The sequence below is a fragment of the Micromonospora sp. WMMD1076 genome (genome assembly GCF_029581475.1).
In the GTDB taxonomy this organism is placed as follows: domain Bacteria; phylum Actinomycetota; class Actinomycetes; order Mycobacteriales; family Micromonosporaceae; genus Micromonospora; species Micromonospora aurantiaca.
In genome coordinates, this window is the sequence record NZ_CP120862.1 from 1,358,248 (window position 1) to 1,371,205 (window position 12,958).

At 72.9% G+C, this 12,958-nt stretch carries 13 protein-coding genes; 7 read left to right on the forward strand and 6 right to left on the reverse strand.

Features of this window, described 5'->3' with window-relative positions:
* Nucleotides 1–9: 9 nt before the first annotated feature.
* Nucleotides 10–993 carry an NAD(P)-dependent alcohol dehydrogenase gene (locus tag O7622_RS06705; protein ID WP_282312390.1) on the forward strand — a complete coding sequence of 328 codons (984 nt, stop codon included), beginning with the start codon at nucleotides 10–12 and terminating at the stop codon, nucleotides 991–993.
* Between the two features lie 55 nt (nucleotides 994–1,048).
* Here O7622_RS06705 and O7622_RS06710 read toward each other — a convergent pair whose 3' ends face one another.
* Complete coding sequence (locus tag O7622_RS06710; RefSeq protein WP_282312391.1) at nucleotides 1,049–1,780, reverse strand: futalosine hydrolase; 732 nt, start codon at nucleotides 1,778–1,780, stop codon at nucleotides 1,049–1,051.
* Nucleotides 1,777–3,393: an MFS transporter gene (locus tag O7622_RS06715; RefSeq protein WP_282312392.1), complete on the reverse strand. Its 1,617-nt coding sequence runs from the start codon at nucleotides 3,391–3,393 to the stop codon at nucleotides 1,777–1,779. The genes O7622_RS06710 and O7622_RS06715 overlap by 4 nt, the downstream gene beginning before the upstream one ends.
* An 87-nt stretch (nucleotides 3,394–3,480) precedes the next feature.
* Between O7622_RS06715 and O7622_RS06720 the strand changes: the two genes are divergently transcribed.
* Nucleotides 3,481–4,320: a DUF3027 domain-containing protein gene (locus tag O7622_RS06720; protein WP_282312393.1), complete on the forward strand. Its 840-nt coding sequence runs from the start codon at nucleotides 3,481–3,483 to the stop codon at nucleotides 4,318–4,320.
* Nucleotides 4,321–4,324: 4 nt separating this feature from the next.
* Here the strand turns inward: O7622_RS06720 and O7622_RS06725 are convergent, their stop codons facing one another.
* Complete coding sequence (locus O7622_RS06725) at nucleotides 4,325–4,588, reverse strand: DUF2530 domain-containing protein (RefSeq protein WP_282312394.1); 264 nt, start codon at nucleotides 4,586–4,588, stop codon at nucleotides 4,325–4,327.
* Nucleotides 4,589–4,682: 94 nt separating this feature from the next.
* On the opposite strand from O7622_RS06725, the gene O7622_RS06730 reads away from it, so the two are divergent.
* From O7622_RS06730 to thpR, 5 genes are all read left to right on the forward strand, one after another.
* Nucleotides 4,683–6,164, forward strand: a complete 1,482-nt coding sequence (locus O7622_RS06730) for an NCS2 family permease (RefSeq protein WP_282312395.1) — start codon at nucleotides 4,683–4,685, stop codon at nucleotides 6,162–6,164.
* Between the two features lie 61 nt (nucleotides 6,165–6,225).
* Nucleotides 6,226–6,675 (forward strand): MarR family transcriptional regulator, encoded by a 450-nt coding sequence (locus tag O7622_RS06735; protein WP_030274920.1) that lies wholly within the window; start codon nucleotides 6,226–6,228, stop codon nucleotides 6,673–6,675.
* Nucleotides 6,676–6,744: 69 nt separating this feature from the next.
* Nucleotides 6,745–8,031 carry an MFS transporter gene (locus O7622_RS06740; protein ID WP_282312396.1) on the forward strand — a complete coding sequence of 429 codons (1,287 nt, stop codon included), beginning with the start codon at nucleotides 6,745–6,747 and terminating at the stop codon, nucleotides 8,029–8,031.
* 75 nt (nucleotides 8,032–8,106) lie between these two features.
* The gene (locus O7622_RS06745; RefSeq protein WP_282312397.1) at nucleotides 8,107–8,616 is read left to right on the forward strand and encodes a hypothetical protein; all 510 of its coding nucleotides are present in this window, start codon (nucleotides 8,107–8,109) and stop codon (nucleotides 8,614–8,616) included.
* A gap of 4 nt (nucleotides 8,617–8,620) precedes the next feature.
* Entirely contained in the window at nucleotides 8,621–9,193 is a 573-nt protein-coding gene (gene thpR / locus O7622_RS06750) for an RNA 2',3'-cyclic phosphodiesterase (RefSeq protein ID WP_282312398.1), read from the forward strand.
* A gap of 136 nt (nucleotides 9,194–9,329) precedes the next feature.
* On the opposite strand, the gene O7622_RS06755 is transcribed toward thpR, so the two are convergent.
* The 3 genes from O7622_RS06755 to serC form a co-directional block, all read right to left on the reverse strand.
* A complete protein-coding gene (locus O7622_RS06755) occupies nucleotides 9,330–10,316 on the reverse strand; it encodes an aldo/keto reductase (protein WP_282312399.1) in 987 nt (328 codons plus the stop codon).
* Between the two features lie 63 nt (nucleotides 10,317–10,379).
* The gene (sepH, locus tag O7622_RS06760; protein WP_282312401.1) at nucleotides 10,380–11,468 is read right to left on the reverse strand and encodes a septation protein SepH; all 1,089 of its coding nucleotides are present in this window, start codon (nucleotides 11,466–11,468) and stop codon (nucleotides 10,380–10,382) included.
* 191 nt (nucleotides 11,469–11,659) lie between these two features.
* A complete protein-coding gene (gene serC / locus O7622_RS06765; RefSeq protein WP_282312402.1) occupies nucleotides 11,660–12,787 on the reverse strand; it encodes a phosphoserine transaminase in 1,128 nt (375 codons plus the stop codon).
* Nucleotides 12,788–12,958: the final 171 nt, after the last annotated feature.

Consider the following 12,958-nt stretch of genomic DNA (forward strand, 5'->3'; position numbering starts at 1 on the left):
GAGTGGGACATGAAGGCGATCGTCCAGGACCGGTACGGCCCCCCGGAGACACTCGTGCTCGCCGACGTCGAGACACCCGCGCCCGGCCCGGGCGACGTCCTCGTCCGGGTCGAGGCCGCCGCGCTGAACGCGTACGACTGGCACGTCATGCGCGGCGACCCGCGGCTGTCGCGGCTGGCGCTCGGCCTCGCGCGGCCCCGCGCCCGCATCCGTGGCCGCGACTTCGCCGGCCGGGTCGAGGCCGTCGGCGCCCAGGTGCGGCAGGTACGCCCCGGCGACGCCGTCCTCGGCGACCTCGGCGAGGCCGACGGCGCGTTCGCCGAGTACGTCCGCGTGCCCGAGCACCTGGTCGCGCCGCGGCCGGCGAACCTGACGGCGGCGCAGGCGGCAGCCCTTCCGCTGGCCGGCGTCACAGCGCTCCAGGGACTGCGCGACGCCGGGCAGGTCCGGCCCGGCCATCACGTCCTGATCAACGGGGCCTCCGGCGGCGTCGGCACGCTCGCCGTCCAGTTGGCCAAGGCGCTCGGCGCGACGGTGACAGGCGTGTGCGGCACCCGCAACGTCGCGCTGGTCCGCTCGCTCGGCGCCGACCACGTGGTCGACTACACCCGCGACGACTTCACCCGTGACGGACGCCGCCACGACGTGGTGTTCGACCTGGTCGGCAACCGCTCCCTGACCGCGTTGCGGCGGGCGCTCACGCCGGCCGGGACGCTCGTGCTCTCCGGCGGCGGCGTCTACCGCGGCGGCAGCCTGCTCGGCCCGATCGGGCTGCTGGCACGCGGACGGCTGCTCGCGCCCTTCGTCCGGCAGCGCGTCGTCGTCCTCGCCACGTCACCCGGCCGGGCACACCTGGACGTGCTGCGCGAGCATGCCGAGGCCGGCCGTCTCACGCCTGTGGTCGACCGGACGCATCCGCTGCACGAGGTGCCCGAGGCCATCCGGTACCTCGAAGCCGAGCACGCGCGGGCCAAGGTCGTCATCACGATCTGAGCCCGCCGTCCCCAGCCCGACGACTTCTCCACAGGGTTGTCCACAGGTGGACGGATCAGTGGAGGGCGGCCGCCGCGGCGGTGAGCGCGGCGAACGCCTCCCGCATCCGCCACGCGCTCCGGTCACGCGGTCCGACCGGGTTGGAGACCGTGCGCAGCTCGGCGAAGGGCACGCGGGCCTGGGTGGCGGCGACGGCCACGCCGTACCCCTCCATGGCCTCGGCCACCGCGTCCGGGTGCCGTTCGGCGAGGGCCGCGGTGCTGGCGGCGGTGCCGGTCACGGTGCTGACGGTGAGCACGGTGCCGACGGTGGCCCCGGGCAGCGCGGCGCGCAGACGGGCCAGCAGGCCCGGGTCGGCGAGCACGATCCGGCCGCCGCCCAGCAGTTCGGGAGGCATGCCCAGGTCCTCGACCGGGATGAAGCCGGCCGGTGACTCGGCGCCGAGGTCGGCGGCGACGCTGCGGTCGGCGAGCACCGTGCCGCCCACCGCGACCCGGCCGACGAACCCTCCGGCGATGCCGGCGCTGACCACCGCCCGGTACGGGCGTCCGGCCGCCTCGGCCAGCGCCAGCAGCCGTGCCGTGGCGGCCCCGGCGACGGCCGGGCCGACCCCGACCGGCAGCACCGTCACGTCCGGCGGCATCGTCCCGACCGGCGGCACCGTCCCGACCGGCAGCACCGTCACGTCGGGCGCTGCCGTCCCGTCCGGCGATGCCGGCGCGGTGAGGCCGGCACGGATCGCCTCGGCCTCGGCCGGCACGGCCGTGACCACGAGCAGTCCGGTCACGCCACCGGCCCCCGGGGATCGCGCCGCTCGGTGTCCTCGACGCCGCCCGGCCCGCCCACCGAGGAGGACGGCCGGTAGATGTGGAAGCCGGGCGGGGCCAGCCCGTCGTCGTCCGGCGGCGGCCCGGAGCGCTGGGGCGCCGGTGACGTGGGCGCCGGGTCGTCGAACGAGGTGGCGGCCGGTTCCTCGGCGCGGGTGGCCTGGTCCGCCGCCAGTTCCTGGTCGCCGAGCGGGCGGCCGACCAGGTGCTCACCGCGCAGCTTGCCGGCGACCAGCACCCCGCGTACGGCCACCAGCGCGGCCACCGCGGCGGCGACCGTCACGCCGATCAGGCCGGTGAACGGCACCAGCCCGAGCCCGCCCCCGGCCACGAACGCCAGCATCAGCGCCGTCTCCGAGTGCGCGAACGAGCTGGCGCGCAGCCGCTCCGGGATGCGTTCCTGGATCGAGGCGTCCACCGCCAGCTTGGCGATCCCGCTCATCATCGCCGCGACCAGGCAGAGCAGCGCCACCATCGGCAGCGAGAACTTCAGCGCGGCGAGCACCGCCACACCGGCCACCACGATCGTGCCGCTGGACTGGAGCGCTGTCGGCCGGTGGATGCGCAGACGGGTGCCGAGCGCGGTGGCCAGGAACGTGCCGACCGCCAGCGCGCCGCCGACCAGACCCAGCGCGCCCTGGGCGCCGAGGTCGCGGCCGAAGAAGTCGGTGGTCAGGTCACCGGCCTTGATCGCGAAGGCGAGGAACAGCAGCAGGAAGCCGTAGAGCCCGCGTAGCGCCGCCGCGCCGATCAGCGTGGCGATCACCAGCCGGCCGCTGGGGCGGCCCCGGCCCAGCGGGCGCTCGCCGTCGCGGCGGCGCAGCGCGCGCAGCGGGTGCGGCATCCGCTCCGGCGGCTCGGAGTCGGCCTTCGGCGGCAGCCGGAGCGAGATCACCATGCCGATCAGGAAGATCACCGAGGCGACCCGCAGCGGCCACTGCGGCCCGAACCAGAACGCGGCCAGCCCGATCGGTGCGACGAGCGCGCCGGCCACAGTGCCGTAGACGCTGGCGCGCGCCCCGACCTGGGACAGCCCCAGCCCTTCCGGCAGCAGCCGGGGGACAGCCGCCGAGCGGGCCACCCCGTACGCCCGGGAGAGCGCGAGCACGCCGAACGCCGCCGGGTAGAGCCCGAAGCCGCCCATGTAGTCGGAGATCAGCCAGGCCAGGAACGCCCGGCCCAGCATGGTGGTGGCCAGCGCGTACCGCCGGCCGTGGCGGAAGTGGTCGAGCAGCGGGCCGACCACCGGGGCGAGCATGGCGAACGGGACCATGGTCACCAGCAGGTAGAGGGCCACCTTGTTGCGCGCCTCGCCCAGCGGCACGTCGAAGAAGATCGTCCCGGCCAGGCCGATCGCGATGAGCGTGTCACCGGCGCAGGAGAGCGCGTGCAGGTCGAACAGGCGGACCATGCCCACCTCGTTGCCGGCGCTGCGGGCCCGGGCCGTGCCGGCACGCCGGGTCATCCAGCGCCCGCCGTGCAGCGAGCCCCGCAGGAGCAGCCGGGTGGCGCGGATGCCGGTGCCGACGGTCCGCCCGAGAAAGGAGCGGCCGGAGCGGGAGGACAGCGCCATGCGTCCCATCCTCGCCCATCGGCTCCGCGTGTGCCGCATCACCCGGAGAGAATGACTCCGGGGAGTGCCTGTCGCCCGTGAACGGGCATGGGGAACAATGGTCAGGTGACCAGGCCCGCCTCCGCCCGCGCTCCCCGGCTCGACCAGGTCTGCGCCGCCGCCGTCGAGGTGGCCCGCGACGCGATCACCGAGGTGGAGCCCACCGACATCGGCGATCATCTCCAGGCGGTCGCCGAGGGCGACCGGGTCGTCACCCACTACTTCGAATGCCGGATGGCCGGTTACCGCGGCTGGCGCTGGGCCGTCACCGTGACCCGGGTGCCGCGCAGCCGGCACGTCACCATCTGCGAGACGGTGCTGCTGCCCGGCCCGGACGCGCTTCTCGCTCCGGGCTGGCTGCCCTGGCAGGAGCGGCTCAAGCCGGGCGACCTGGGTCCGGGTGACCTGCTGCCCACCCCGGCCGACGACGAGCGGCTCGCCCCCGGCTACCTGCTCTCCGACGACCCGGCAGTGGAGGAGACCGCCTGGGAGCTGGGCCTGGGCCGGGCCCGGGTGCTGTCCCGGGAGGGCCGCGCCGAGGCCGCCCAGCGGTGGTACGACGGGGACCACGGCCCGGACGCCGCGATCTCGGCCTCCGCCCCGGCCGCCGCGCGCTGCGGCACCTGCGGTTTCTACCTGCCGCTCGCCGGTTCGCTGCGCCTCGCGTTCGGCGCCTGCGGAAACTTCTACGCCCCTGACGACGGCCGGGTGGTGAGCGCCGACCACGGGTGCGGCGCGCACTCGGAGACGATGATCGAAGCGGCCGAGACGTCAGTCGACGAACTCTCCACCGTCTACGACGACAGCGCGGTCGAGGCGATGACCGTCAGCCGGGCCCCGGGCTCGGTGGAGGTGGCCGAGCCGGCGGAGCCGTACGGCCACCCCTGACGGGTCAGCGCGCTCGCTGCGCGGCGGCCGCGCGCCGGCGACGCCGGTTGGCGTCGTGCCGCATCATCACCGCCAGGCCGGGAAAGCCCCACAGGAAACCGGCCAGGCAGGTCCAGAGCCAGTTCTGACGCCCGGATTCGGTGAGCCAGTCCCGGAAGAAGATCAGTAGCACCAGGCCGGCCACCGCCCAGGCGATCAGCCCGGCGACGGCGAACGGCACCATCGGTGGGTCGAGCGGCTCCGGCCGCGGCTGCTGCTCCTGTGACACCGGCCCAGCGTACGTGATCGTTCTTCCCTGCCTGCCAGGTGATCTGGGACGATGCGCGCGACAAGACCCGGCCGATGACCTAGACGAGGAACCGATGTCCATTGCTCCGCCGCCGGATCACGGCACACCGCCCGATCCCGCGCATCCACGAAACGCCTTCGACCGCTTCTTCCTGATCTCGGCGCGCCGGTCGACGCTGAGCCGGGAGCTGCGAGGCGGCTTCGCCACGTTCTTCACGATGGCGTACATCGTGGTGTTGAACCCGCTGATCCTGGGCAGCGGTAAGGACGGCGACGGCCGTTCGCTGGCCATTCCGGCGCTCGCCGCGGCGACCGCGCTCGTCGCCGGACTGATGACCATCCTGATGGGCGTGGTGGCCCGGTTCCCGATCGCGCTCGCGGCGGGCCTGGGGGTGAACGCGCTCGTCGCCTACGAGATCGCGCCGCAGATGACCTGGGCGGACGCGATGGGCCTGGTGGTCATCGAGGGTGTGCTGATCGGCATCCTGGTGCTCACCGGACTGCGTACCGCGGTGTTCCGCTCGGTGCCGACGCAGCTCAAGACCGCGATCGGCGTCGGTATCGGTCTGTTCCTGACCATCATCGGCCTGGTCGACGCCGGTTTCGTCAGGCGTGTGCCGGACGCCGCGAACTCCACGGTGCCGGTCGGGCTGGGCATCAACGGCAAGATCGTCAGCTGGCCGATGCTGGTCTTCGTGGTCGGCCTGCTGGTCACCCTGGTCCTGGTGGTACGCCGGGTCCGGGGCGCGATCCTGATCGGCATCCTGACCTCCACCGTGCTGGCCATCGTGGTCGAGGCGATCGCCAACGTCGGCCCGTCCTTCGTCGACGGCAAGCCCAACCCGAAGGGCTGGGCGCTGAACGTGCCCGAGCTGCCCGAACAGATCGTGGACCTGCCCGACCTGTCGTTGCTGGGCCAGTTCAACGTGCTGAACTCGTGGAGCCGGGTCGGCTGGCTGGTCCCGCTGATGTTCATCTTCACGCTGCTGATCACGGACTTCTTCGACACCATGGGCACGATGGTCGCGATCGGCCAGGAGGGGGACATGCTCGACGAGACGGGCACCCCGCCGAAGGCCAAGGAGATCCTGCTCGTCGACTCGATCGCCGCCGCCGCGGGTGGCGCCGCCTCGGTGTCCAGCAACACGTCGTACATCGAGAGCGCCGCGGGCGTCGCGGAGGGCGCCCGGACCGGCGTGGCCAACCTGGTCACCGGCGCGTTGTTCCTGCTCGCCATGTTCCTGGCGCCGCTGTCGCTGATCGTGCCGTTCGAGGCCGCGTCGACGGCGTTGGTGGTGGTCGGCTTCCTGATGATGACGGCGGTCCGCACCATCGACTGGACCGACTACGAGATCGCCATCCCGGCGTTCCTCACCATCGCGCTGATGCCGTTCACCTACTCGATCTCGAACGGCATCGGGGCCGGCGTGATCAGCTTCGTGCTGCTCAAGATGGCGAAGGGTAAGGCCCGCGAGGTCCACCCGCTCCTGTACGGGGTCGCCGCGCTGTTCATCGTGTACTTCCTGCGCGGGCCGGTCGAGTCCGTGCTGCTCTGACGCTGGTGAGCCTGGTCATAACGCATGTCGTTAGCCAGGCTCATTAGTTAGGCTAACTAGTGTGACGGAGCGGACGGTGACGGCGAAACGCGTGCCACCGGCGCAGCTGGCCCCTCAGCTGCGAGATGCGATCACCCGGCTCAACCGGCGGGTCCGACAGGCCCGGCCGGTCGGCGACCTCACGGTCACCCAGCTGTCGGCGCTCACCAGCCTCAACCTGGCGGGCGCCCTCACGCCACGGGAACTGGCTGATGTCGAACGGGTGCAGCCGCCCACGATGACGAAGATCGTCGCGAAGCTGGAGGAGCGGGGCCTCGTGCAACGCACCCCCCATCCGACCGACGGACGGCAGGTCATCCTGGCGGCGACCGAAGGGGGACGGGCCGTACTCGACCAGTTCGAGCGGGCCCGCAACGAGTGGCTGGCCACCCGGCTGGCCGCGCTGACCGAGGACGAACGGGAAACGCTACGGCGGGCAGCGGACATCCTCCAGGGCATCGCTCGCGCCTGACACCGCCGCCCCGCGGTTCGCTTCGTCAGCTGTGGATGAAGCGTACCGACGCAAGGAGGCGCACCTAGAGTGCAGGCCAAGCTGAGCACGATGTTCCAGTCCCTACGAGTCCGCAACTACCGACTCTTCGCCACCGGGCAGCTGATCAAACTGATCGGCGTCTGGATGATGTTCATCGCCCAGGACTGGCTCGTCCTCGAGCTCAGCGACAACTCCGCGACCGCGCTCGGTGTGGTCACCGCGTTGCAGTTCACCCCCGTACTCCTGCTCACGCTGCTGTCCGGCCGGCTCGCCGACCGCTACGACAAGCGGATGCTGCTCTTCGTCGCCAACGCGTTCTGGACCGTGCTGTCACTCGCCATGAGCGTCCTGGTCCTCACCGGCCTGGTGCAGCTCTGGCACGTCTTCGCGTTCGCCGCCCTGCTCGGCGTCGCCAACGCGGTCGAGACGCCGGTCCGCCAGGCGTTCGTCTCCGAGCTGGTCGGCATGCCGCTGCTGCCGAACGCGCTCTCGCTCAACGCGGCCGTGTTCAACTCCGCCCGGATCGTCGGCCCGGCCGTCGCCGGCCTGGCCATCGCCGTCGTCGACGTCGGCCCGGTCTTCCTGGTCACCGCGCTCAGCTCGATCGCGCCGCTGGTAAACGTGGTCCGGATGCGTACCGACGAACTGCACCGCAACGACCTGCCGCCGGCCGGCGAGCGGGACCAGGCCCGCGTGGTGGACGGCCTCCGGTACGTCGCGCGCCGCCCCGACATCCTGCTGCCGATGGTCCTCATGTCGGTGATGGGGATGAGCCTGTTCAACTTCCAGCTCACCCTCGCGGCGCTCGCGAAGACCGTGTTCAGCACCGGCGCCGCCTCGTTCGGTCTGTTCAGCACCGCGCTCGCGGCCGGTGCGCTGGTCGGCGCGCTCGCCGGCACCGGCCGCCGCAGCCGGCCCTCGGTCTGGCTCGTGCTCGGCGCCGCGATCGGCTGCGCCGCCTTCGGCACGCTCGTCGGGCTCGCCCCGTCGTACTGGCTGGTGGTGGCGCTGCTGCTGCCCGCCGGGTTCTTCATGGTCTACTTCGCCCAGGCGGCCAACCAGCGGGTACAGCTCGGTGTCGACGCGTCCTTCCGGGGACGGGTGATGGCGCTGTGGGTGCTGGTGTTCCTGGGCACCAACCCGGTCGGCGCGCCGCTGATCGGCTGGGTCGCCGAGACGTACGGCGCGGGCGCGAGCATCTGGGCCGGTGGCCTGATCTCGCTGACCGCCGCGCTGCTGGCACTCACCTGGCAGCTGCGCCGCTCCGGTGCCCGGCTGCGGATGCGGGTGCTGCCGATGCCCCGCTTCTACGTGGTGTCACCCGGCGCCAAGTAGCCCGGATAGCCGGTCGTACCGGCCCGATTACCCAAACGGGTGGCGGGCCGGTGCGGCAGGGCTTAGCGTCGATGTGTGGAAGTGGGGCAGGGACTGCTGCTGGCGCTGGCGATCCTCGCCGTCTGCTGCCTGCCTGCCCTGTTCGCGCTGCTGTTCTGCGCCGACGAGATCATCGATCGGGTCGCCTGCGGATGGGCCGAGTGGCGGGAGCAGCGCCGGGAACGCCGTACCATCGCGCGGCTCGACCGGGCCATCGAGGCCGAGGCGCTGACCCGCGGCATCGACCTCACCGAGTTCGACAGGGACGGCCGCCGTCCGCTGGAACAACTCGCCACCGACCTGCGCCGTCTCGGCGGCCACCGGCTCGCCGCCGCCGACCGCAGCGTGGTGTGGCACGGCGCGGTCATCGAGGCGTACGACGAACGGCTGCGCGCCGCCTGCCACGCGCTCGGCATCGCCGAACACCTGGCCGAGCTGGACGGCGTCGACCGGGAGATCGAACGGGTACGCGTCGAAGGGCTGCTGCACGCCGCCGGGCTGACCCTGCCGGCCGCCCGCGCGGCGCACCACCAGCGGCACCGCTGACCGGGTGCGTCTCTTCGCGGCGATCTACCCACCTGCCGTGGCCGTCGCGGACCTGACCGCCCGGCTCAAGGGCCTGCGGGTCGCAGCCGCCTGCCACGCCCGCCTCGCCGATCCGGCGAACCTGCACCTCACGCTCGCCTTCCTCGGCGAGGTACCGGACGTCCGGCTGCCCGACGTGAAGCACGCGCTCGCCTCGGCCGCCCGGACGGCTCGTTCCCCGCTGCTACGCCTTGCCGGCGGTGGCAGGTTCGGTCAGGGCCGGTCCACAGTGCTCTGGGTCGACGTGCGCGGCGAGGCCGACGCGCTCGACGCGCTCGGTGCGCTCGCCCGGTCGATCCGCGCCGAGCTGCGCGAGGCCGGGTTGCCCTGCGACGGCAAGCCGTTCCGGCCACACCTGACCATCGCCCGCCCCGGTGACCGGGTGCCCGAGGCCGACCTCCGCTCGGACGTGCACACACTGCACGACTACGCCGGGCCGCAGTGGGCGGCCGGCGAGTTGCTCCTGGTCCGTAGCCACCTGGGCGGTACGCCGCGCTACACCCGCGTCGCCGCGTGGGCGCTGGCGGCGGGGCGTTGATGCGGGTGGCGCGTCGATTCGGGTGGCGCGTCGATTCGGGCGGGGCGTTGATTCGGGCGGGGCGTTGATTCGGGCGGCGCGTTAAGAAGGGGCCCCTCCTCTACCGGAGGCGTTAAGAAGGGGCCCTTCCTTACACCTACCAGGCCCAGGCCTCGGGGCCGGGGCCGCCGTTGCCCACGGGCGGGAACAGCTCGTCCAGGCGGGTCAGCGTCGGCTCGTCCAGGTGGACGTCGAGGGCGCCCAGGTTGCGGTCGAGCTGGTCCATCGTGCGCGGACCGACGATCGGGGCGGTCACGCCCGGCCGGGACAGCAGCCACGCCAACGCCACGTCGGCAGGGTCGTGGCCGAGGTCGGCACAGAGCTTCTCGTACGCCTCGATGGTGTTCCGGTGCTCGGCCAGCGCGTCGGCCGAGCGGCCGGTGGTGCCGCGCGCCGCGCTGCCCTCGGCCATCTTGCGGATGATGCCGGACAGCAGCCCGCCGTGCAGCGGCGACCAGGGGATGATGCCCAGCCCGTAGTGCTGTGCGGCCGGGACGACCTCCAGTTCGACGTACCGGGTCAGCAGGTTGTAGATGCACTGCTCGGAGACGAGGCCGAGGAAGTTGCGCTTGCCGGCCGCGGCCTGCGCCTGCGCGATGTGCCAGCCGGCGAAGTTGGACGAGCCGACGTAGAGCACCTTGCCCTGGGCGACGAGCGTCTCCATCGCCTGCCAGATCTCCTCCCACGGCGTGGTCCGGGAGATGTGGTGCATCTGGTAGAGGTCGATCGTGTCGGTCTGGAGCCGGCGCAGCGAGTCCTCGCAGGCCCGGATGATGTGCCGGGCGCTCAGGCCCTGCTCGTTGGGCCATTCGCCCATCTTGCCGTACACCTTGGTGGCGAGGACGACCTTGTCGCGGCGCCCGCCGCCCTGCGCGAACCAGCGGCCGACGATCTGCTCGGTGACGCCCTCACCGAGCTTCCAGCCGTAGACGTTCGCGGTGTCGAAGAAGTTGATCCCGTGTTCGAGCGCCCGGTCCATGATGGCGAAGCTGTCCGGCTCGTCGGTCTGCGGGCCGAAGTTCATCGTGCCGAGGCAGAGTCGGCTCACGGACAGACCGGTGCGTCCCAGGTTCGTGTACTCCATGACTCCACCCTGGCACGCCGGCACTTGGAGTGCCCTCTCAACGAGCCAGGGTGGAGCGATGGATCAGGATGATTCGCGGGCCGCCGGGCCGGTGCCGAACAACACGTCGTCCCAGCTCGGCAGCCGCTTGCGCGGCTTGCCACCGGCCTCGGTGGACTCGGCGGCCGCACCGCCGGTCGCCGTCGCGGGGCCGGTGCGGCGGGGACGCAGCACGGCCAGCGAGGGTACGGCCGGGATCTCCTTCGGCGCGTCCGAGTCGTCGTCGAAGGCCGAACCCTGCCCACCACCGAGCAGCGCGGCGGCACCACCGGCGACGGCCCGCTGACGGGGCGCCTCCTGCCCGGCCAGCGCGGCCGGGGAGCGGGTGTCGAGACCACGCCCGGACGTGCCGCCGAGCGGCCGGTCCAGCGAGGCGAGCAGCGCGTCCCGGCCGGCGCGGATCGGGTCACGCCCCGGACGGGCGTGCTCGGAGGCGGCCGGCAGACCGTGCCCACCCCGGCTCGGCTCGCCGCGCGACGGACCTGGCAGCGCGTGACCGCCCCGCTCCGGCGCCGGCTCCTGGCCGAGGATCGGCGTGGGCCGCTCGGCGCACAGGTATTGCGCCATGTCGTCGTGCGGGGCGACGTTCTGCCGGGTCTTGTCCAGGTCCCACACCGCCTGGGCGGTGGCCTTGCCGGACGGCCAGGTCGCGATGATCCGCCAGGTGCCGTCGTCGCGGCGGTAGGCGTCCCACGAGATCTTCTCGGTGTCGATGCCGTGCTGGGCCAGCCGGCCGTTGACGACCTCGGCCAGCGGGGTCGGCTTCTCCGCGCCCTTGAGCCGGGTGCGGCGGGCGTGCTGGGCGAGCATGGCCCGCTCCTGGAGCACCGGACCGGCGTAACGCAGCACCCGGTCGACTGGCACACCGGCGATGCGGGCGACGTCCTCCGCGGACTCGCCGGACCGGATCCGGGCCTGGATGTCGCGTGGGGACAGCGACGGCGTCGGGTCGGTGGCGCTCGGCACCACAGCGAGCGGCGGGGCGCCCGGCTCGGCGTGCAGCGCCGACGCGATCCGCTCGTCGATGGGCAGCGCCAGCAGGCGCCCCACCTCGTCGGCGAGCACCAGGGCTTGGCCGTCCTCGGAGAGGGCGACGAAGCGTACTGGGCGCATGGGCTTGCCTCCGTCCCGCTTCGCTGGCCGTCACGCCACGGGAGCCGGCCACCCGGGCGTCTCGCACCACCGTACGCTCATCTACCCGCCGATGGGGACTGCGACACCCCGGCATGTCGTGACTGAGCTGCGGTAACGATCACGGTGGGTGGCCGCCGGAGCCCCGACGGCCACGCACCGTGACCAAGTGATCAGAGTCGCTCGACCACGTAGTCGATGGACGCGGTGAGCGCCTCGACGTCGGCCGGCTCGACGGCCGGGAACAGCGCCACCCGCAGCTGGTTGCGGCCCAGCTTGCGGTACGGCTCGGTGTCGACGATGCCGTTGGCGCGCAGCGCCTTGGCGATCGCCGTCGCGTCCACCCCGTCGGCGAAGTCGACTGTGGCGACCACGTTGGACCGCAGCGCCGGGTCCGGCACGTACGGCGTGGCGAACGACGAGCGCTCGGCCCAGCCGTACACGATGCCGGCGCTCTCGGCGGTGCGCTTGGCCGCCCAGGCCAGCCCGCCCTGGGAGTTCATCCAGTCGGTCTGCTCCGCGGCCAGGAAGATGGTCGCCAGCGCCGGGGTGTTGTACGTCTGCTCCAGCCGCGAGTTGTCGATCGCGGTGACCAGGTCGAGGAAGGCCGGGATGTAACGGCCCGACTCCTTGACCTCGGTGGCCCGGGCCAGCGCGGCCGGCGACATCAGGGCCAGCCAGAGGCCGCCGTCGGAGCCGAAGCACTTCTGCGGGGCGAAGTAGTAGACGTCGGTCTGGGCGACGTCCACGTCCAGCCCGCCCGCGCCGGAGGTGGCGTCGACCAGCAGCAGCGAGCCCTCGTCGGCGCCCGCGACCCGGCTGATCGGCACCGCGACGCCGGTGGAGGTCTCGTTGTGCGGGGTGGCGTAGACGTCCACGCCGGCCTCGGCCACCAGCGACGGGGCGCTGCCCGCCTCGGACTTGCGCACTGTCGGCTCACCGAGGAACGGCGCGTCGGAGACCGACCTGGCGAACTTGGCGCCGAACTCGCCGAAGCTGGCGAACTGGGCCCGGTCGCGGATCAGGCCGAACGTGGCGACCTCCCAGAACGCGGTGGTGCCGCCGTTGCCGAGCACCACCTCGTACCCCTCGGGCAGGGAGAAGAACTCGGCCAGGCCGCGGCGCAGCCGGGCCACCTGGTCGCGGACCGTCTTCTGCCGGTGCGACGTGCCCAGGTAGCTGGTGGCGACGTCGGAGAGGGCGGAGACCGCGGCCGGACGGACCTTGGACGGGCCGCAGCCGAATCGTCCGTCGGCGGGCCTGATCTCGTCGGGAATCCGGATGGTCGGTGCGTCAGCCACGGTTGTCTTGATCCTTCCGCGTGGGCGGGACGGGCCCTTCGTGCGGGCGCGGACCGAAGGCCGGGCGTGCGCCGGGCGCACGGTACGGCCGGGGTCCGAACCCGGCCGGCAGCGCTGCCGGCCTTCATCCTCCCACCCGGGCGGGCCGGCCCGGTGGCTGGTCCCACGCCC